The 20,231-nt window shown below is 68.6% G+C and carries 19 protein-coding genes; 11 read left to right on the top strand and 8 right to left on the bottom strand.

Annotation, left to right across the window (positions count from 1 at the left end; translation table 11 throughout):
* Positions 1-8 precede the first annotated feature (8 nt).
* Genes mdcC through C8J26_RS14780 form a run of 6 tightly spaced genes read left to right on the top strand, consistent with a single transcriptional unit; the run spans position 9 to position 4,298 of the window.
* The gene (mdcC, locus tag C8J26_RS14805) at positions 9-326 is read left to right on the top strand and encodes a malonate decarboxylase acyl carrier protein (protein ID WP_107959042.1); all 318 of its coding nucleotides are present in this window, start codon (positions 9-11) and stop codon (positions 324-326) included.
* Complete coding sequence (locus C8J26_RS14800) at positions 323-1,225, top strand: biotin-independent malonate decarboxylase subunit beta (protein WP_107959041.1); 903 nt, start codon at positions 323-325, stop codon at positions 1,223-1,225. Before mdcC ends, C8J26_RS14800 begins: the two co-directional genes overlap by 4 nt.
* Positions 1,212-1,925, top strand: coding sequence for a biotin-independent malonate decarboxylase subunit gamma (gene mdcE, locus C8J26_RS14795; protein WP_107959040.1), 714 nt, complete (start codon positions 1,212-1,214; stop codon positions 1,923-1,925). Before C8J26_RS14800 ends, mdcE begins: the two co-directional genes overlap by 14 nt.
* A complete protein-coding gene (mdcG, locus tag C8J26_RS14790) occupies positions 1,925-2,554 on the top strand; it encodes a malonate decarboxylase holo-[acyl-carrier-protein] synthase (protein WP_107959039.1) in 630 nt (209 codons plus the stop codon). Before mdcE ends, mdcG begins: the two co-directional genes overlap by 1 nt.
* Positions 2,551-3,390, top strand: a complete 840-nt coding sequence (gene mdcB / locus C8J26_RS14785) for a triphosphoribosyl-dephospho-CoA synthase MdcB (RefSeq protein WP_244185333.1) — start codon at positions 2,551-2,553, stop codon at positions 3,388-3,390. The genes mdcG and mdcB overlap by 4 nt, the downstream gene beginning before the upstream one ends.
* Entirely contained in the window at positions 3,387-4,298 is a 912-nt protein-coding gene (locus C8J26_RS14780; RefSeq protein WP_107959038.1) for an acyltransferase domain-containing protein, read from the top strand. Before mdcB ends, C8J26_RS14780 begins: the two co-directional genes overlap by 4 nt.
* A gap of 20 nt (positions 4,299-4,318) precedes the next feature.
* Here C8J26_RS14780 and C8J26_RS14775 read toward each other — a convergent pair whose 3' ends face one another.
* The 8 genes from C8J26_RS14775 to C8J26_RS14740 all read right to left on the bottom strand — a co-directional run bounded on the left by C8J26_RS14775 (position 4,319) and on the right by C8J26_RS14740 (position 15,440).
* Positions 4,319-5,602, bottom strand: coding sequence for a DEAD/DEAH box helicase (locus C8J26_RS14775; protein WP_107959195.1), 1,284 nt, complete (start codon positions 5,600-5,602; stop codon positions 4,319-4,321).
* A gap of 188 nt (positions 5,603-5,790) precedes the next feature.
* Positions 5,791-7,170, bottom strand: coding sequence for a M20/M25/M40 family metallo-hydrolase (locus C8J26_RS14770; RefSeq protein WP_244185332.1), 1,380 nt, complete (start codon positions 7,168-7,170; stop codon positions 5,791-5,793).
* A 64-nt stretch (positions 7,171-7,234) separates the two neighbouring features.
* Positions 7,235-9,793, bottom strand: coding sequence for a TonB-dependent receptor (locus C8J26_RS14765; RefSeq protein ID WP_107959036.1), 2,559 nt, complete (start codon positions 9,791-9,793; stop codon positions 7,235-7,237).
* Between the two features lie 117 nt (positions 9,794-9,910).
* Positions 9,911-11,476, bottom strand: coding sequence for a tetratricopeptide repeat-containing sulfotransferase family protein (locus C8J26_RS14760; protein ID WP_244185331.1), 1,566 nt, complete (start codon positions 11,474-11,476; stop codon positions 9,911-9,913).
* A gap of 61 nt (positions 11,477-11,537) precedes the next feature.
* On the bottom strand, positions 11,538-12,710 hold the full coding sequence (locus C8J26_RS14755; protein ID WP_107959034.1) for an AMP-binding protein: 1,173 nt from the start codon (positions 12,708-12,710) through the stop codon (positions 11,538-11,540).
* The gene (locus tag C8J26_RS14750; protein WP_107959033.1) at positions 12,707-13,999 is read right to left on the bottom strand and encodes a sensor domain-containing diguanylate cyclase; all 1,293 of its coding nucleotides are present in this window, start codon (positions 13,997-13,999) and stop codon (positions 12,707-12,709) included. The genes C8J26_RS14755 and C8J26_RS14750 overlap by 4 nt, the downstream gene beginning before the upstream one ends.
* Before the next feature lie 10 nt (positions 14,000-14,009).
* Positions 14,010-14,378, bottom strand: a complete 369-nt coding sequence (locus C8J26_RS14745; protein ID WP_234422671.1) for a phosphonate transporter — start codon at positions 14,376-14,378, stop codon at positions 14,010-14,012.
* A 153-nt stretch (positions 14,379-14,531) separates the two neighbouring features.
* Positions 14,532-15,440: a LysR family transcriptional regulator gene (locus C8J26_RS14740; RefSeq protein WP_107959032.1), complete on the bottom strand. Its 909-nt coding sequence runs from the start codon at positions 15,438-15,440 to the stop codon at positions 14,532-14,534.
* 106 nt (positions 15,441-15,546) lie between these two features.
* Between C8J26_RS14740 and C8J26_RS14735 the strand changes: the two genes are divergently transcribed.
* The 5 genes from C8J26_RS14735 (at position 15,547) to C8J26_RS14715 (ending at position 20,190) form a co-directional block, all read left to right on the top strand.
* Positions 15,547-16,752 (top strand): MFS transporter, encoded by a 1,206-nt coding sequence (locus C8J26_RS14735; protein WP_107959031.1) that lies wholly within the window; start codon positions 15,547-15,549, stop codon positions 16,750-16,752.
* Entirely contained in the window at positions 16,752-17,732 is a 981-nt protein-coding gene (locus C8J26_RS14730; RefSeq protein ID WP_107959030.1) for a TIGR03571 family LLM class oxidoreductase, read from the top strand. The genes C8J26_RS14735 and C8J26_RS14730 overlap by 1 nt, the downstream gene beginning before the upstream one ends.
* A gap of 27 nt (positions 17,733-17,759) precedes the next feature.
* Positions 17,760-18,677, top strand: coding sequence for an EthD domain-containing protein (locus C8J26_RS14725; RefSeq protein WP_107959029.1), 918 nt, complete (start codon positions 17,760-17,762; stop codon positions 18,675-18,677).
* Positions 18,678-18,769: 92 nt separating this feature from the next.
* Positions 18,770-19,276, top strand: coding sequence for an RNA polymerase sigma factor (locus C8J26_RS14720; protein WP_107959028.1), 507 nt, complete (start codon positions 18,770-18,772; stop codon positions 19,274-19,276).
* Positions 19,273-20,190 (top strand): FecR family protein, encoded by a 918-nt coding sequence (locus tag C8J26_RS14715; RefSeq protein WP_244185330.1) that lies wholly within the window; start codon positions 19,273-19,275, stop codon positions 20,188-20,190. Before C8J26_RS14720 ends, C8J26_RS14715 begins: the two co-directional genes overlap by 4 nt.
* Positions 20,191-20,231: the final 41 nt, after the last annotated feature.

Here is a 20,231-nt window from a genome sequence, read left to right as displayed (position 1 = left end):
GACGACGCATGGAAATTCTCCATTTCGATATCGCCGCGCCGATGCCGGCGGGCGGCACGCGCAAGATGGCGTTGGTCGGCGTCGTCGCGTCGGGCAATCTCGAAGTGCTGGTCGAGCGCGGCGACGCGGCCGATCGGTGCGCGATCGAGATCAGCACCGCCGCGCACGGCTTTCGCGATCTGTGGGACGCGGTGGTCGCCGATTTCGTCGGCAGGCGCGCCGCGGGGGGCTTGCGGATCGCGATCAACGACGGAGGCGCGCGACCGGACACGGTGTCGCTGCGGCTGGCGCAGGGCGTCCGCCTGATCGAGGAGCCGGAGGCATGAGCAACATCCGCCAGAGCTGGTACGAGGCCGGCGCGCGCGAGCGGATCGCCGCTTTGGTCGATCCGCGCAGCTTTGCCGAATTCGTCGGCCCCGAGTGTCGCGAGACGAGCCCGCATCTGGGCATCTTCAATCTGCCCGCGCAGTTCGATGACGGCATCGTCGTCGGCAGCGGGTCGATCAACGGCACGCCCGTGCTCGTCGCAGCGCAGGAGGGCCGCTTCATGGGCGGCGCGTTCGGTGAGGTGCACGGTGCCAAGCTCACCGGGCTGCTGCGTGCGGCCAAGGCGCTCGGGCGCGACGTGGTCATCGCGTTCGACACCGGCGGCGTGCGTTTGCAGGAGGCCAACGCGGGCGAGATCGCGATCGCCGAGATCATGCGCGCGATCGTCGAGGCGCGGCTGGACGGCGTCCGCGTCGTCGGGCTGATCGGCGGGCGCGCGGGCTGCTATGGCGGCGGCGGGCTGATCGCGGGGTGCTGCTCGACGCTGATCGTGTCCGAACAGGGCCGCATCAGCGTGACCGGGCCCGAGGTGATCGAGACCAACAAGGGCGTCGAGGAATTCGACTCGCGCGACCGCGCTCTGGTGTGGCGAACGATGGGCGGCAAGCACCGCACGCTGATCGGCGGCGCGGACGTGTTCGTCGACGACGACGCAGCGGCGTTCCGCGCCGCGGCGACAGCGGCGCTCGCGCGGCCGGCCAAGTTCGACGCCGCCACGCTGGCGGCGGAACAGGCGCGGCTCGAACGCCGGATCGCGCGGTTCGGCGACATGAGCGATGCGACCGACATCTGGCACGCGCTCGGCATCAACGATCCGAAGGCGATCCCCGATATGCCCGCCGACGCCTTCGCGACTTTAGCCGCCCAGTACCGGGAGAGCGCCGATGACGCCCGCTGAGATCCTCGATTCGCTCTTCCCCGCAGGGCATGACGTCACGACCGATGGCGACCTCCTGTTCGGCCGCGCAAGGTTCGGCGACGGCATAGTCCATGTCGTCGGCGCGACCGGCCGCGCGCCGATCGGGATCGACCAGGCGATCCGGCTGTCCGCTGCGGTGTTGCAGATCGCCTCGAGCGACGACGCCGCGCCGATCCTGTTCCTCGTCGACAGCGCGAGCCAACGGATGAGCCGGCGCGACGAACTGCTCGGCCTCAGCGAATATCTCGCGCACCTCGCCAAGTCGCTGCTGCTGGCGGAGGCCCGAGGTCATCGCACGATCGGGCTGCTCTACGGCGGCAGCGCGGCGGGTGCATTCATCGCGACCGCGCTGGCCTGCGGGACGCTGGTCGCGCTGCCCGGCGCACATCCCGAGGTGATGGACCTCGCCTCGATGGCGCGCGTCACCAAGCTGCCGATCGACGTGCTCGAGGCCAAGGCGAAGACCACGCCCGTCTTCGCGCCCGGCCTCGACAATCTGGTCAGCGTCGGCGGTATCGCGACCGTTTGGGATGCCGGAACGAGCCTCGCCGACCAGTTGCAGACGGTCCTGGCAACCCCACGCGCGGGCGACGATCGTGCGACGCTGGGAGCGGAACGCGGCGGCCGGCCCGCAGCGGCACGGATCGCCGGGGCGGTTGCGACCGCGGCGCAAGGGTAATGCGGTTCGATCGGCACCGGCTGGTCTATCTCGATTCGGCGCGTTGGACCGAGATACTGGGCAGCTATCCGGCGCTTCGGGAAATTCCCATGGTGGTCGACTGGGTGGCCGCGGGGTATCCGCTGATCGCGCGCCGTCCGCTGTGCGACGAAGGCGCGGGGCTGGTACCGCTCGGCCTGCCGCTACCGCCATCGCTCGGCAAGCAGCGGCTGGCGCTGGCGGTTCCGCCCGAGGCGATCCTGTCCGACGCACCGCCACCGTTACTGGGGGAGGCGGCGCAAGCGGCACCGGCGGCGTGGCAACGGACGATCGACGCGCTCGGCGCGCTCGATCCCGACACGCGGTGTTTCGGCAGCCTGGCATGGGCGCATCTGACGGGCCTGCCCTACCTGTCGGAGACTTCCGATCTGGATTTCGTCTGGCAGGTCGCGTGCGCCGATAACGCCGCGCGGCTAGTGGCGGCGCTGGTGCGAATCGAGGCGGATGCGCCGATGCGGCTTGATGGGGAGATCGTCACGCCGACGGGTTTCGCGGTCCAGTGGCGCGAATATGCGTCGGACGCGACCGAACTGCTGGCGAAGGCGGCAGATGGCAACCGCATGATCGGCCGCGGCGAGATGTTCGCGTGATCGCGCTCGCACGCGCCGCAACGGCGGTGGCAATCGACGGCGCCGCCATCGGCCGCCGCGCGGCCGACTGCCTCAGACAGGAGATCGCGACCTATCCCAAGCCCGGCCTCGTCAGTCCGGTCGATACCGGCGCGCACGACGACATGGACGCCGCAATGATGGATCGCAGCGCCGACGCGCTCGCCCCCTTCTTCGCGCGGCTCGCCGAGGCGGGGGCGGCCGGGGCTGGAATGGACGTCCTCCGCGCGATCGGAATCGAGGCCGAGCACGCGATGATGGCGGCGACCGGTGGCGTGAACACGCATCGCGGCGCGATCTTCGGGATGGGGCTGCTGTGCGCCGCCTCCGGGTTTCGCCTGGCCTATGGCGCACCGGGAACGCTCGGTTCGATCGTCGCGCAACGCTGGGGAGCGGAGATCGTCCGCGGGCCGATCCCGCTGCACAGCCACGGGACGATGGTCGCGCGCCACCATGCCGCCGGCGGCGCTCGCGCCGAGGCCGCGGCTGGCTTTCCCGCGCTCTACGCCATCGCCTTGCCCGCGCTCGCCGCCGCACGCGACCTGACCGCCGACCGAGAGGCGCACCACGTCCACGCGCTGATGACGCTGATCGCCGAGGTGGAGGATACAAATCTCCTCTATCGCGGCGGCGCGCACGGGCTGGCGTTCGCGCAGTCCGAGGCGCGCGCGTTCCTCGACGCCGGAAGCGTGGGCGCCGGCGACTGGCACGCGCGCGCCGTCGCGATGCACCGCGCTTTCACCCACCGACGCCTGAGCCCCGGCGGCTGTGCCGACCTGCTCGCCATGGCGCTATTCGTTGAGAGCGCCACGCCATGACGCTCGCGCTGCTGTGCTCGGGGCAGGGGCGGCAGGATCGCGCGATGCTCGAAATGTTCGCCGACGATCCGCGCGCGCAGTCGATCCTGACACATGCCGGCGCGCTGCTGGGGCAGGACATCCGCACGCTCCTGCAAACCGCCGATGATGCGACGCTGTTCGCCAACCGCACGAGCCAGATCCTTTGCGTCGCGCGTGGTCTCGCCGCCGCCGCCTGCCTTGAGCCGGCGTCGCCCTTCACGGCCGCCGGCTACAGCGTCGGCGAGATGGCGGCATGGGGTGTCGCCGGGATCTGGTCGCCCGAGCGCACGCTGGACCTGACCGCGCGCCGCGCCGAGGCGATGGACTCGGCGAGCGGCCCCGACGACGGCCTGGGCTTCGTCCGCGGACTGCCGCGAGACCGCGTCGAGGCGCTGGTCGCCCGGTTCGATTGCCACATCGCGATCGTCAATCCGGCCCTGCTCTTCGTGGTCGGCGGCAAGCGCGACGATGTCGATCGCTGCTGCGCCTCGGCGCTGGGGGAGGGCGCTGCATCGGCGCGGCCGATCGCGGTCCATATCGCGTCGCATACCCCGCGCCTGTCGAACGCGGTCGCGCCGTTTCGCGCCGCGTTGGAGGGATCGGCGCCCGGCAGGCCCGGGCGTGGCCGCACGCTGATCGGCGCAGCGACCGCCTCGATCGTCAGCGGCGCGCGCGACGTGCCCGGGCTGGCGGCTCAGCTCGACACGACGATCGACTGGGCCGCCACACTCGAGGCGCTGTTCGAACGCGGTGTCGATCGTATCCTGGAACTCGGGCCGGGCACCGCGCTCGCCGACATGGTGCGCGCGGTCGACCCCGCGCTCGACGTCCGCGCGGTCGACGATTTTCGCAGCGTGGCGGGGATCAGCGACTGGATGGCGCGCTAAGGCGCACCGCCGCCGTCGGATCAGGCGGCCTTCGCGGCCATCCGCGCGGCGAGCTTCTCTTCCTCGGTCCAGACCTTGCGCTCACGCGGCGGCTTGGCCGGCTTGACCTGCTTGACCGGTCCGCCACCCAGCACGGGCGCGCGCTTGGTCGAGTGGCGCGCCACTTCGCAATGCCATTCATGATCGTCCTGCACGGTCAGCGTCCGGCCGATCTCGCGCTCGACGTCATGCAGCCAGGCGCGCTGCTCGGCATCGCACAGCGTGATCGCAAAGCCGCTGCGCCCCGCCCGGCCGGTGCGGCCGATCCGGTGGACATAGCTTTCCGGCAGGCTCGGCAGATCATGGTTGAACACGTGCGTGACGGTATCGACGTCGATCCCGCGCGCGGCGATATCGGTCGCGACCAGCACCTGCACGGTTCCGGCACGGAACGCGTCGAGCGCGCGCTCGCGCTGGCCCTGCGACTTGTTGCCGTGCAGCGCCTCGGCGGTGATGCCGGCTTCGCCGATGAACGCGCATACGTCGTTCGCTATGTTCTTCTGCAGCGTGAAAACGACGGCCTGGCCCATGTCGGGCGTTTTCAGCAACGCCAGCAGCGCCGCCTTCTTGTCGGCCGCGTCGAGGAACATCACCGACTGATCGATACGGTCGACCGTGGTCGACGGCGGCGCGATCTCGACCTTGACCGGATCGCGCAACAGGCTGTCGGCGAGCGCGGCGATCGATTTGGGCATCGTCGCCGAGAACAGCACCGTGTGCCGGTCCACCGGCAGCGTCGCGACGAGCCGCTCGATCGGCTTGGCAAAGCCCATGTCGAGCATCTGGTCGGCCTCGTCGAGCACCAGCGCCTCGAGCGCGGACAGGTCGCAAAGCCCCTGGTCGACCAGATCGAGCAGGCGGCCCGGCGCGGCCACGATGATGTCGACTCCGGTCTCGAGCGCCTTGACCTGGTGGAACTGGCTGACGCCGCCGAATATCGTCATCACGCGCGGCTTGATATGGCGGCCGAAGCTCTCGAACCCGGCCGCGATCTGCGACACCAGTTCGCGCGTCGGCGCGAGGACCAGGATGCGGGCGCCGTTCCTGGGCGCGGGGCGCGGATCGGCGGCGAGCCGGTGCAGCAGCGGCAGCGCGAACGCGGCGGTCTTGCCCGTACCCGTCTGCGCCATGCCGAGTACGTCGCGACCCTCCAGCAGCATCGGGATCGACTGCGCCTGGATCGGGGTCGGGCGCGAATAGCCCTCCTCTGCGAGCGCCTGCAGCAAAGTCGGCGCGAGGGAGAGATCGGCAAAGGTCATGGTCATGGTCACGCGGCGCCTCCAGCGCTGAGCAAAGCTGCGCCTGATCGGGCTTAGCGTAGGGAGAGCGCGGGCTGCTAGGTGCGATGCTGCACTGCGTCAATCTAAAAGCCGGGACGGTGTCCATTATGCCCGGCTTTTCCTCTGGCCGCGCCGTATCGCGAGACACGTGCGCGGCCGGAGGCGCGTGTGCGCTACTTCGTCAGGCTGGTCATCAGCGAGCGATAATAGGTGATCGCCAGCGGGATGTTGTCGATCGGCGTGCGTTCGTTCAGCCCGTGGCTGAAATCGTCCGACTGCTTGATGAAGGTTGGGCTGACGCCGTAGCTCGGCACGCCGACCGAGCGGTACCACATCGAATCGCTGGCGCCCGCGGACATGCTCGGGAACACCGGCACGCCGGGCCGGATCGCGCCCATCGCGGTCTTGACCGCACCGGTCAGGTCGGCGCGCAGCGGCGAGGCATCGGTCGGGTTCGAGCCTTCGGTGACGTCGCTGAACGTCACGCCGGGGTCCGCGGCGACCTTGGCCAGTTCCGCCATCACGCTCGCCGGTTTCACGCCGGGAAAGATCCGGCAGTTGATGTTCGCGGTCGCGCGCTGCGGCAGCGCGTTCAGCGCGTGCCCGCCGCTGATCATCGTCGTGACGCAGGTGGTGCCGATCTGGCCGACATAGCCGGGATTGGCGGCAAGCGTCTCGATCGCCGCCTGGTCCTTCGGGTTTGCCGCGAAGGCGCGCATCGCCGCGCCGATCGCAGGCGTCTGGCGAGGGGCGACGCCCTCGAAATAGCCCTTGGTGATCGGCGACAGCTGCGGCGTGAACCGGTAATTGCCGATCCGGACCAGCGCTGCGGACAGCTGGTTGATCGCGTTCACCTTGCGCGGCGCGGACGAATGGCCGCCGGGGTTCGTCACCGACATCTGGAAATCGGCATAGGTCTTCTCGGCCGCGCCGATCGTGAAATATTCGGCCTTGCCGTCTTCCGCGTACAGCCCGCCGCCGCCGTCGATGTTGAGCGCCATCTCGGCGTTCTTGAGCTGGTCGGCGATCAGCGAAGAGGTCTTCATGACCGTTTCCTCATCGCCCGACAGCGCGAGGACGATCCCACGCTTCGGCGTGTAGCCCGCCTTCTTCATGTCGAGCAGGGTCGCGATCGCGAGCGCGGCGTCGAGCTTCATGTCGGTCGCGCCGCGGCCGTAGAGATAGCCATTCTCGACCACGGCGGTGAACGGATCGCGCTGCCAGTCGGCGGGTTTCGCCTCGACCACGTCGATATGGCCGGAGAAGACGATCGGCTTCAACGCCGGATCACTGCCGCGCCACGTCGCGATCAGATAGGCGGTGTCGTCGACCGGGGTGACCGTCACGTCCTGCGCCGCAAAGCCGCCCGCAACCAACGTCGCCTTCAGATACGCCGCCAGCTGCGGCGTCTGGTTGCCGGGCCCGCGAACGCTGCGAAAGGCGATCATCTTCTTGGCGATGGCGAGGCCGTTGTCGGCGGCGGTCTGCGCTTGCGCGGGAAGGGCGGTCATCGCGGCAGTGCAGGCGAGAAACAGCTTGAGCTTGGACGTCATCTTCATCTTTCTTTGGAGTTTCCGATCCTCTCCTGGCGGGGGAGGATCGGCGGGTCATTCCGGTCTAGAATTTCGCGCCTGCGCGCAGGCCGATCGTGCGCGGCGTGCTGGTGACGATATAGGTGCGCTGCGAACAGGTGCCGCATTGCTGGAAGCGCGACAATTGCGCGCGTTCGTCCCAGAGGTTCTGGACGAACAGTTCGAACGTGAAATTCGACAGCTCGGCACCGACCGAGGCGTTGGCGGTCGTATACGCCTTGAGCCGGCCGAAACTCGCGGCCTGTTCCAGCCGGATATCGGCAGCCGCCGAACTCTGATGCGCGACCAGGCCCTGGATATAGGCCTTGGCCGCCCCGATCGGCATGCTGTAGCGCGCGGTGCCGCTTGCCTTGAAGCGCGGGGTGATCGGCAGGCGCGTGCCCTTGGGGGCGAGCACATCGGTGCCGTCGCCGCTACAGACCTGCGTCGCGCACAGGTCGTTGCGTGTCTTGGCATCGGTATAGGCACCCGCCGCGGTGAGCGAGAGGCCGCCCGTCGCGTAGTTGGCATCCGCCTCGATCCCCCTGATCCGCGCGTTCGGTCCGTTCTGGATGATCGTGAAGCTGTTCAGCCCGAGGAACGAGAACTGGAACTTGTCCCACGCCTGTTGATAGATCGACGCGTTGAGCCGCAGCCGGTCGAACAGCGTCGTCTTGAGCCCCAGCTCGTAATTGGTCAGGAAGTCCGCGTCGTACGGCGCCACGTCGCCGCGACGGTTGATCCCGCCCGGCCGGAACCCGCGCGAGAAGGTCGCGTAGGCCATCACCTTCTCGGTCGGCTTGTAGGTCAGGTTGAACCGGTAGGTGGCGCCTTGTCCCTCCGTCTTCTTCGGGCGCAGCCCGGTGGTCGTGTACGTCGCCAGGTTGGTGCAGGGCGATCCAGATACCGCCGCGGGCAGCAGCGTGGAGGTATCGCCGCCGCTCAGATACGCCTCACGCAAGGTCTGGCCATTCGCCAGATAGCAGCCCGCGACGCCGGTCTGGCTGCTGCCCGCGGCGTTGAACGGTGTCGCGCTATAGGGCCGGCCATCGTCGGGATCGACCGCGGGATTGCGTCCGAACCCGTAGAATCCGATCAGCGAATTGTCGTAGATATAGGCGCGCCCGCCCGCGGTCGCGGTCAGGTTGGGCAGGATGTCGAAGCTCGCCTCGCCGAACATCGCGTAGTCCTTGTCGACGCGCTTCTGCTTGGTCAGCCACAAGGTGCCGGGCGAACCGTTGACCGATACCGCGGTGCCGAGATTGGCGATCTGGTAATCCTGGAAAATGGCGTTCGTCTGGCGCTGGTAGAAGGCACCGGCGACGATCCGGAACCGGTCCTCGACAGGCGATGCGACGCGCAGTTCCTGGCTGGTCTTCTTGAAATGATCGGTGCCGATGATCTTCTGGCGAGGATCGATCATCCGCCCGGCATTGTCCTGGTAATAGAAATAGCCGGCCAGTCCGCCGACCGACGAATAGGCGGAATCATAGGCCTCGGCGTAATCGGTATAGTCGCTCGACGTGTAGGTCTTCCGGTCGAGATACGCGCCGGCATAGGTGACGTCCCAGTTGCCCAGCTTGCCCTCGATCGTCAGCGCGCCCTGGATAAACCGATCGCGGCGATATTCGGGGAAGAAATGCTGGAGCTGGAGGTCGCCGACCTTGGGGTCATAGCCATAGGTGCCGTGGTTGCGCTGTTCCTGGTACAGCACGGTCGGCGTCACGGTCCAGTTGCTGTCGAGATCGACCTTCAGCGCGGCGCGGCCGCCATAGGTCTCGGTGTCGTTATAGTTCTTCTTCACGAACGCGGCATTGTCGACGACCACGCCGCCATTTGCCGAGGTGCACGAGGTCGCGGTCGGCTCGGGCAGGTAGCTGCGGCAGCCCGCGACATTGTCGATATAGCCGGCGTCGCGCTGATAGAAGCCGACGACGCGAAGTGCGGCGGACTGCGACAGCGGCATGTTGAGCATGCCCTCGATCTTGCTGCCGACGCCGCCCGACTTGACGCTGTTCACCTCGCCGTCGACGCGGCCGTAGAAGTCGCTCGTGTCGGGCTTGTTGGTGATGATCCGGATCGTGCCGGCTTCGGACGAGGCGCCGTACAGCGTGCCCTGTGGCCCGGCGAGGCTCTCGATCCGGGCGATGTCGTAGATATGGACGTCGAGCGTGCCCCCGATCGTCGTCACCGGCTGCTCGTCGAGATACGTGCCGACCGAGGGCAACGGCCCCGAATGGTTGCCGTCGCCGCCCGACGCGACGCCGCGCATATAGACGACGGTCGATCCGGGCTGCGTGGTCTGGAACGACACGGACGGCAGCAGCTGCGTATATTGGTTGAAGTTCGAGATGTTCAGGTCATCGAGCCGCTTCGTGCCGATCGCCTGGATGCTGATCGGGACCGCCTGGATATTCTGGTCGCGCTTCTGCGCGGTGACGACGATGTCGCCCTCATATTCCCCGGCGGTCGGCCCCGTATCGGTCTGCGCGGCCGTTTCCGGCGCGGCGGTGTCGGTCGGCGCCGTCTGGGCGATTGCGGGCGCCGCAAACGCGGCCGACGCCAGGAGCGACGCGATCCAAACGCGACGATCGAAAATATGCATGCCCGTTGCCCCCACGACGATTTATGTCCGCAGAGTGTGTTGCGGCGCAACAAAGGTCAAACAAAGCTTGGTCGATGATGAATTAATGTGACGTGTCCGTGACGTTTTCGCCACGGGTCAGGTCGTGGCGGCGAGGCCCAGTGCCGTGCGCAGCGGTCCGAGCCACGCGTCATAGGGGCGCCAGGCATCGACGCCGTCGCGGTTGATCGGCCTGCGGACCTGTTCGGAACTGGCGGTGCGCACCGCGCGCTCGGTCTGGTGGAACGCGAGACAGGCGGGCTCGAACGCCAGTCCGCAGGCCGCCAGCAGGGCGCGGACCTCGACCTCGGTATTCGCGATCAGCGCTTCGTGGTCGACGCGGTGGACCCGGCCGGGCAACACCGTGTCGACATGCGTCATCAGCCGCACATAGTCGGTATAGTAGCGGCCCATATCGTCGAGCGCATAACTGAACGCCTGGCCGCGCGCATAATGCTGCTTGAAGTTCGAGAAGCAGCAATCGAGCGGGTCGCGGCGTGCGTCGATGATCCGCGCATTGGGCAGCGCGAGCTGGATCAGCGCGATATGCGCCCAGTTGTTGGGCAGCTTGTCGATGAAGAACGGGCGATCGGTGCGCCGCTGGATCGCAGCGCGGCGCAGATACTCGTCGCCAATGTCGCGCGCCGCGTCGGCGGACAGCGCCGCCAGACCCTCGGGATAGGACGCGATCCGCCGTGCCAGCGCGGGCATGTCGGGCAGTTCGGTCGTCCCCTCGACCAGGCTGTGGCTCGCGAGGATCTGTTCGATCAGCGTCGAGCCGGCGCGCGGCATGCCGAGCACGAAGATCGGGTCGGGCGCGCTCGATCCATAGTCGCGGCGGGCTGCGAGAAAATCGGGGGTCAGCAGAGCGATGCTGCGATCGACGAACGCCTGCGTCTCGTCGGCGTCGTACACGATCCGCGTCCGGCGCAGTGCATTGCCCGCCGCATAATGCCCGAAGGATCGCACCGGATCACGCCGGTCCTCGAACGCCTTGCCGAGCGCGAAGTCGAGGTGGAAGCGGTCCTCGTCGTCGATGTCGTCGCGCGCGAGGGCGGCTTCCATCGCCGCGATATCGGCCTCGTCGAACCGGACCGTCTTGAGGTTGGCGAGGCTCCACCACGCATCGCCGAGCGGCGGCAGCAGCGCCAGCGCGCGGCGATACGCGGCGATCCCGTCGTCGCGGCGCCCGACGGTCTTGAGCATATGGCCATAGCTCAGCCACACACGGGGCTGGCCCGGCGCATCGTGCAGGACCTTTTCGTAGAGCGCGATCGCGTCATCGAACCCGCCGAGCCGGCCGAGCGCAGCGGCCTTCAGGTTGGCGTGGCCCGGATTGTCGGGCTCGTCGGCGATCACCGCATCGAGCAGCGTCAGCGCCTCGGGCGCGCGGTTCTGGCGATACAGCACGAGCGCGAGGTTCGCGCGCGCCGCGGTAAAGCCGGGCGCGAGTTCGACCGCCCGGCGCAGCAACGCCTCCGCATCGCCGTAGCGCCCGATCCGCCCGGCCAGCTCCGCCAGCATCCGGATCGCGCGCGCGTCGAACGGGTCCTGCTTCAGATACGCCTTCAGCAGCGGCTCGGCGATATGGAGATGGTTGTCGTGCAGCGCGAGCGCGGCCTGCATCAGGTCGCTCGGCCAGCGGGGATTTGGGGGGGGCGCCATCGCTGCCGACAGTCGCGACGCACAAGCCGTGCGTCAAGCCGTCCATAGTGGCGGCGCGGCGTCAGTCCCAGTCGGCGAGCTTGCCCAGCGCATCGCGTGGGAGCGCGGCCCCGAACCGGATGCTCTTCGGCCGCTCGGGGCCCGCCAGCCGATCGGCGATCGCCTGGTCGATCCGCGCGGAGAGCAGGTCGGGATCGGCCGCGTCGTCGCGGACGATGAATGCCTTGAGCCGCCCGTCGTCGCCCAGCCGAACAGCGGCATCGACCACGCCGTCGAGCGTCCGGAGCATAATGGCGACGCGGCCGGGCCAGACATTGTGCCCGCCGACCTGCACCGCGCCGTCGCGCCGGCCGGTCGGGCGCAGGCCGCGATCGCCGATCCGCTTGATATGATCGGGCAGCGCATGGCACAGGCCCCGGTCGTCGCCGAGTTGCCAGTCCTTGTCCTTTGGCAGCAAGTGCCAGCGGGGCAGCAGCGTGTAGGCGGTCGCCGGCAGATCGCGCAGCGCGATGCCGCCCGTCTCCGACGATCCATAGATGTCGAGCAGCCGCGCGAGTCCGTCCGCCAGCAAGTCCGCGGCCAGCCGGTCGTCGAGCGCGCCGCCCGAACTCACCCCGACGATGTCGGCCGGGAAACCGCGCGTCAGCCGGAGCAGCGCGCGCCACTGGTCGGGCACAGCGACGACGAGGTCTCCGGGCGCGAGATCGAACGGGGTGCCGATCGTCCGCACGACGACCTCCACGCCGAGCGCCGCGGGAAGCAACGCGGTCCAGATGATCCCGTAGAGGTGATGCGCCGGGACCAAAGCCACGACGCGGCGGCGGCCGGGGATCTGCGTCGCCAGAAAGGCGGCCTCGTCGAGCAGGTCGGCGATGGCGTGGTCGCACGGCTTGGGCCGCCCGGTCGAGCCCGATGTCCGCACCGTCATCCGGCCGTCCGCCGCGGTATGCCCGCGCAGGATCCAGTCGATCCAGTCGCCGACCCGCGCCGGCGGTTCGCGACCCAGGTCGCTGTCCTCGAGCCCGAACGTCTCGGCCAGCGCGCCGAGCGCCATGAGCTGTTCGATCGAGTCGAGGCCGAGCCCGTCCTCGCCGATCGGCAATGCTTCGGGCCAGGTGTCGCGATCGGTTGGCGCCGCGCCGGTCGTGCGCCAGCGCCGCAGTTCCGATGCGACCACCGCACACGCGATCCGGTGGACGGCGGCGCGCGAAAGGGCGGGCAACGCCGTGGTCACGCCGCGTGTGCGTCGGACCGATAGACCCGGTTGCGACCCGCGCGCTTGGCGGCATAGAGGCGCTCGTCCGCCAGCGCGATCAGCGCATCGATCGATCCGCCCGCCTCGTCCAGCGTCGCGCAACCCAGGCTCGCCGATACCGTCAGCGGGCCGCGCGGCATGTCGACCTCGATCGCGCCGATCGCGGTGCGCATCGCTTCGGCCAGCCCGATCGCCTGGTCGTTATCACGGCGCGGCAGCAGCGCACCGAACTCCTCGCCGCCCAGTCGCGCGAAGACGCCGCGCGGGGGAAGCAGCATGGTGCAGACCTCCGCGACGCGACGCAGGAGGATGTCGCCGACCGGATGCCCATGCGTGTCGTTGACCGTCTTGAAGTGATCGAGATCGAGCAGGATCAGCGACAAGGGCTGGCGCACCTCGCGCCAGTGGGTCTGCTCGCGTTCCATGATCTGGCTGAAATGGCGCCGGTTCGACGCGCCGGTCAGGTGATCGCATGTCAGCAGCCGGCGCATGTCCTCCGCCGCGCCCTCGCGGCCCGGCACGTCGCGCAGGATCACGGAAAAGCCCGACGGACGGGGATCGTCCGCGTGATCGGAGCGCGCGACCACGAGGCGCTGGCACCAATAACGTCCGCCATCGGCCCGCCGCTGCCAGCCTTCCTGGAGATGCCAGCCATCGCGCCCGGCGATCTTCACCTGCTCGCTGAGTCGAAGCGCGGCCCCGGCCGGATCGGTGTCGAGCACGTCCGCCAGGTTGCGGCCGGTCACCGCGGCGCAATCATAGCCGGTCTGCCGCGTGAAGCAGGCATTGGCCGACGTGATCAGGCCATCCGCCGTGATCGTGAGCGCGGCATATTCGTTGGTCCCGTCGACCAACGTGGCGAACCAGCTATCCGCCTGGCGCAGCCGCTCCTCCTGCACCACCTGCTCGCTGATATCGGCCAGCGTCACCATCAGGCGGTCGACGCCCAGTTTCATGACCGTGCAGCCGAGCACCTTGGGCGCCTGCGCGCGGCGGCCGGGACCGAGATCGACGAAGATCCGATGCCCGTCGCAGATCTTGCCCGTTGCCGGGCCATAGTCCGCGACGATGCTGCGCAATTCGGGCGCATGCTCCTCCAGCGCCTTGAACAGGTTGCTCGAATCGCGTGGGCCCGCGAGCGGAAGCAGATGCTGCATCGCGTGCGGGTTCATCATCGCGATCTCGCCGGCGCGGTCGCACTCGATCAGCCCGACCGGGCAGGCATAGAGGAATTCGAGAAGCTGCTCCTCGCTCGACGTCCCGTTCATGCCGGTTGGCTCACCGTTCGATCAGGATATAGCGTCGTGGCGCGTCAGGCCGCGCCAGCAGGCGCAAGCGGACCTTGGTCGGCCGCATCCGTAAGGTGAGGACATAGGGCACGATCGCGTCGAGCACGGGCTCGTCGTCGAACCGCTGCGCCACCATGAAGTTGTTCATGCACTGCGCGACGGCATCGAAGAACGGCACCCCAATGACGGTGGCGGGGTCGAGCCCCGACATCCGCGCCTCGGTCGCGTTATACGTCTGCACGACGGTGTCCGCCCCGAAGCCGACCACCCCGAACGGCAACGCATCGCGCGCGTCGCCGCCCATCGATTCGAGGTCGTCGACCGAGATTGCATCGAAATTCGCTTGCGTATTCAACACTAACCTTGGCTCCCTCAGCGGTCGGGTCATGCCTTGTGACCGTTAAACTTAGGCTAAGACGCTTGGCTAGGGCCGTCGCGCTCGACTGCCCGTAAACGTCGGCCCGCCGATCATGGGCCCATCGTCGGATCGCCTATCGTACAGCACGGCCGGTCACTCGATCCGCAACCCCTGCGTCAGGAGTTCGAGCAGCGCGTCGACCTTGGGGGTGAGCTGTTTGCGTCTCGGCCACACCAGGTGCAGCGGCAGCCCGACCGTCGCCAGATCGGGGAGGATCTCGACAAGCTCGCCGCTGGCAAGTTCGGCCTTGATCAACCAGGTCGCGAGCTGCGCGATGCCGAACCCCGCCTTGACCGTCTCCACCTGTGCCTCGGCGCTACCCAGCACGATCCGCCCGGTCATCGGACGGTCCTCGACGCGCCCGCCGTCGCGCGCGAACCGCCAGTTGATCGTGCTGCCGTCGCCGCGCCCGTAGAGAATGCAGTCGAACGCCTCGAGGTCGTCGACGCTGGCCGGCGTGCCCCGCCGCGCGAGATAGGCGGGCGCGGCGCACCGAATGACGCGTTCGCTGCCCAGATAGCGATGACCCAGATTGTCCGGCCAGGGCTCGGATGCACCGATCCGGATCGCGACGTCGACGCCCTCCTCGACGATGTCGATCTTGCGGTCGGTGAAGGTGATGTTCGGCCGCACGTTGGGATGCCGCTCAGCAAAGGCGAGCAGCAGCGGCATCGCCTGCATCCGCCCGAACGCGATCGGCACGTCGACCTTCAGCCGCCCGACGATCTCCGACCGATGCGAGGCGAGCACGGCTTCGGCATCGGCGAGGTCGCCGAGCACGCGAACGCAGGTCTCGTAGAACGCCGCGCCGACATCGGTCAGCGCCAGTTTGCGCGTGGTGCGCTCGAACAGCCGGCTGCCCAGCCGCGCCTCGAGCCGCGCGACGCTCTTGCTGACCGCCGAATTGGTCAGGTTCAGCCGCGCGCCGGCGGCGGTGAAGCTGCCCGCATCGGCGCTGCAGACAAAGGCTTCGATGCCCTTCAGGCGTTCGGAGGGAATCACGGTGGCGCTTTCATTATGGAATAATTGTCGCGTTATACGCGAATTAATGCCGCACGACGCTGGTTTTCGTCGCGCGTAGAGAGGGCGCCATACAGGAGTCTTGTCAATGTCGTCCCCCAGCCAATCCATTCATGCCGCGCCGCCGGGCAAGAAGTCCGCGGGGCATGGCCTTGCCGTGCTGCTGCTGGCGGTGTCCGCCTTCGTGATCGTCACGACCGAGTTCATCATCGTCGGGCTGCTGCCCAGCCTCGCGCGTGATCTCGGCATCTCGATCACCGTCGCGGGGCAACTCGTCACGCTGTTCGCGTTCACCGTGATGCTGGCGGGGCCGTTCCTGACCGCGATGCTGTCGCATTTCGAGCGCAAGCGGCTGTTTGTCGTCATCCTCGTGATCTTCGCCGGCGCAAACGCGTTGGCCGCCGCGGCGCCCGATATCTGGGTCCTTGGGCTCGCGCGTTTCCTGCCGGCGCTTGCGCTGCCGGTGTTCTGGGGCACCGCCAGCGAGACCGCGGGCGAACTCGCCGGGCCTGAAAAGGCCGGTAAGGCCGTCGCCAACGTCTATCTCGGTATCTCGGGCGCGATGGTGCTGGGGATTCCGCTCGGCACGCTCGCCTCGACCGCGTTCGGCTGGCGCGGGACGTTCTGGGGGCTGTCGGGTCTGTCGCTGCTGATGGCGGTGCTGCTGCTCGTCGTCATGCCGACGCTCGCTCGTCCGGCCCGCGTCAAGCTCGCCGAACAGGCGCGTATCCTCAAGGATCCGTATTTCCTCGGCAACGTCGTGCTGTCGGTGATCGTGTTCACCGCGATGTTCACCGCCTACACCTATCTCGCCGACACGCTCGAGCAGATCGCGCATATCCCGGCAGGGCAGGTCGGCTGGTGGCTGATGGGTTTCGGGATCGTCGGGCTCGCGGGCAACTGGCTCGGTGGGCAGTTCGTCGGCCGCGGACCACTGATGGTGACCGCGATCACGTCGCTGGTGCTGGCGGTCGGCATGGCTGCGACGACGTTGGTCGCAGGGTCGCATGTCTGGCTGGCTGTCGCGCTCGCCGTCTGGGGCATCGCCAACACCGCGCTCTATCCGATCTGTCAGGTGCGCGTGATGCAGTCGGCGAGCCATGCGCAGGCGCTGGCGGGCACGCTCAACGTGTCGATGGCCAATGCCGGCATCGGCCTCGGCGCGATCATCGGCGGCTCGGTGATCCAGCATCTGGGGCTCGGCGCGGTCGGCTATGTCGCCGCCGCGATCGCGATCCTCGCGGTGCTGGTCACGCCGGTCGTGAACCGCCTCAAGAGCCAGGGCGCGAGCTGATGGACACGCGTCCGGATGCGGTGGCCGCGGATCTGGCCGGACACGCCGCTTATGCGCGCGTGTTCCAGCCCGGCCGGCTGACCCTTGGCTTCATCGCCCCGCTCGAGGCGTATCCGGATGCGCCATGGCCGACGCTCGCGGATCACGCGGCGCTGGCGCGCAAGGTCGATGCGCTCGATTTCGCGGCGATCTGGTTGCGCGACGTGCCGTTCTACGATCCGAGCTTCGGCGATGTCGGGCAGGTCCTCGATCCGATGGTCTATGCCGGCTGGCTGGCCGCGCAGACGACGCGGATCGCGATCGGTACGGCGGGGATCGTCCTGCCGCTGCGCGACCCGCTGATCGTCGCCAAGCAGGCGGCGAGCGTCGATCAGCTGCTCGGCGGACGGTTCCTGCTCGGGCTGTCGACGGGCGATCGTCCGTCCGAGTTCACCGCGTTCGACAGCGATCTCGGCGACCGTCCCGAACGCTACCGCGATGCGATCGGCGTCATCCGCGCGGCGACTGAGCAATCCTTCGCCCGGCATGCGTCGGCGCATTACGGAACGCTCGACGGCACGATCGACATGGTGCCCAAGCCGGTCGGGCCGCGCCTGCCGATCCTCGCGATCGGACGCGCCGGGCAGACGCTGGAGTGGCTGGGCGCCAATACCGACGGGTGGATCTGGCATCTCAGCGACGCCCGGCGTCTGCCCGACGTGCTGGCGCGGTGGCGCAGCGCGACCGCGGGCGGCGCGTACAAGCCTTACGGCTATGGCGCGATGTTCGATCTGCTCGCTGACCCGGATGCGCCGCTGACCTATGCCGCCGGCGGCATCCGGAGCGGCCGCAACGCGCTGATCGCGCTGTGGCAGCGCCAGCGTGACGAGGGCGTCGCGCATGTTGCGCTCAACCCCAAGCCGTCGCGCCGTCCGTTCGCGGACGTCGCCGACGAACTCGCGACCTACGTCCTGCCACATTTTCCGACCGACGCGCGTTAAGCCCCCTTCATCATCAGGATGTCCCCCATGCCCAAGGTTTCCACCACCACCGATTATGCCGCGCGCGATGCGAGCATCGCGATCAACAGCTACACCACCGTGCTGCGCCGCCCGCGCGTGCCGCACGACGTCTTCGCGACCTATTGGCGCGACGTTCATGGCCCGCTTTGCTCGCGCATCCCGGGCCTCGCCTGGTACGTCCAGAACCATCTCGACCGCGAACAGGATGCGCATCTCTGGCCCGTGATCGATGGTATCGCGCCGTTCGCGGACTATGAACTCGACGGCGGGGTGGAGATCGGTTTCGCATCGAAGGCCGACCAGGACGTCTTCAACGCGGCCAGCCACATCCTGTTCGCGGACGAGCAGAACATGTTCGCGGCCACCGTCGCCTATGCGTTGCCCGACGGATCGCGCACGTTGGTCGACCGCTTCGCCGATCCGATCCCCAATGGCGACGACGGGTTCGACCGCATCCATGTCCATATCGGCGCGGCGGGCAGCGACGCCGAAACGTTCGCAACGTTCATGACCGAGTTTGCCGAGACGCTCGCCGCCGACGCCGCGGTGCTGAAGCTGCGGCTGCATTTGCCGGAACGCTACGACAATGCCGAACCCGCTCCGCCGGCGCCCAACGTCGATCACGAAGTGCCCGCCGAGCGCTCCTTGATCGCGGTGCTCGAGCTCGCCTTCGAAAGCCCGCTGACACGCCGCGCGTTCTTCGAATCCGACACGTTCACCGCGACACACGCCGCACAGCAGGCGCATATCGCTTATGTCTCGGCATTCGCGGTCAGCGGCGTCTATACCTATGTCCGCGACAAGCAGCTGACCACCGCCGGGCTTCGCGGCAGCCGCCAGGCGCAGCTGATCGAGCGGCTCGGCGCCAATAACCAGCTCGCCGACGACGTGCGCGGCCTGATGCACACCGGTACCGTCGACTAAAACCCGCGGATCGCGACCGGCCGTGCCCGTGTCACTGATCCGTCCCTGCGACGTCATCAAACTGTACCCCCGGCCGCATACCGGCTGGGGGGATGACCGCGGCCAACCTCACCACGACCGATCCCGCGCCCGGCCGCCTCTGGCAGGGTTGGTCGCGGTTGCGTGCGCAGGTCGAGCGGCTGACGCGGCGGGCCGATGGCGAGGATCTGCTGCACAATGCCTATGTCAGCATGGCGACGCTCGCCGCCGCGCCGCGCAACGACGAGGCGTTCCTGGTGCATGCCGCGGTCAACCGGGGGCGCGATGCGTTTCGGCGCGAGGCGGTGCGCGGGCATGGCGACGCGGCGGACTCGATCGACCGGCTGCGCGATCCCTCGCCGATCCAGGACGAGGTGATGATCGCGCGGGCACGGCTCGCGCGCGTCCGCGACGGCATCGACCGCCTCAGTCCGCGCACCCGCGAGATATTCCTGATGCAACGCCTCGATGGCCATAAATATCGCGAGATTGCCGAGCGACTGGACATCAGCCAAAGCGCGGTCGAGAAGCACATGGCCAAGGCGATGAGCTTCCTGGCCGATTGGACGGAGGGTTGGTGAGTTTCGCGATGCCCGGCCGCCGCTCCCCGAACCCCGGCGATACGTCCCATGGCGATGTAAACCGCAGCGCGGCCGAGTGGATCGCACGGCTCAACGCCGATGACTCCACCGCGCGAGACGCAGCCGACTTCCGCACCTGGCTCGCCGCGAACCCCGATCACGCCGCGCGGTTCGAACGTGCCACTGACCTGTGGGACATGGTTCCGGGAACGGCGCCATCGCGCGCGCCCGTCACGCGGCGCCGCGCGATCGCGAGTCTCGTCGCGCTGACGGCGACCACCGCAGGCGGGACGATCGCGTTCCAGGCCGCGCATGCCGCCACGCCGTACGAGACGGGGATCGGCGAACAGCGGCGGATCGCGTTGCAGGACGGATCGTCGCTGCTGCTCGATGCGACGACCCGCGTGCGCGTCATCGCGACGGCCGCGCGGCGGCGGCTCTGGCTGGCGCACGGCCGCATCGACCTGACCGTGGCGGCGCTGACGGTGCCGTTCACGATCGACGCGGGGCAGGGGGACCTGACCGCGCAGGCGGGGCGGTTCGACCTGCGCCGCGACCGCGACGACCGCGTCGCCGTCACCGCGATCGAGGGGAGCGCAGCGCTGGGCGCAACGCGGCGGATCACGGGGGGCGAGCGACTGGCGCAGGGCCGGATCGACCGACCCGACCTCGCCGCGACGCAGGCCTGGACCAGCGGCCGCGCGGCGTTCCACGACGATAGCCTCGCGACGGTCGCCGAGGAGGCGAACCGCTACAGTGCGACCCGGCTGGTGATCGCCGATCCCGCAGTCGCCCGGCTGCGAGTCAGCGGCATGTACCGGATGGGCGACAATGTCGCGCTCGGCCGCTCGCTCGGGACGCTGCTTGCGGTGCGGGTGCGCACGATCGACGGCGCGGTCCTGCTCGGCGGATAAATTTCGACGCGGGGGGTGGGGTAGATCGATCCTCGCCCGTC

The sequence above is a fragment of the Sphingomonas aurantiaca genome, from assembly GCF_003050705.1.
Lineage (GTDB): Bacteria > Pseudomonadota > Alphaproteobacteria > Sphingomonadales > Sphingomonadaceae > Sphingomonas > Sphingomonas aurantiaca.
The sequence above is the reverse complement of the archived record's forward strand: the minus strand, read 5'-3'. Positions and strand labels throughout refer to the sequence as shown.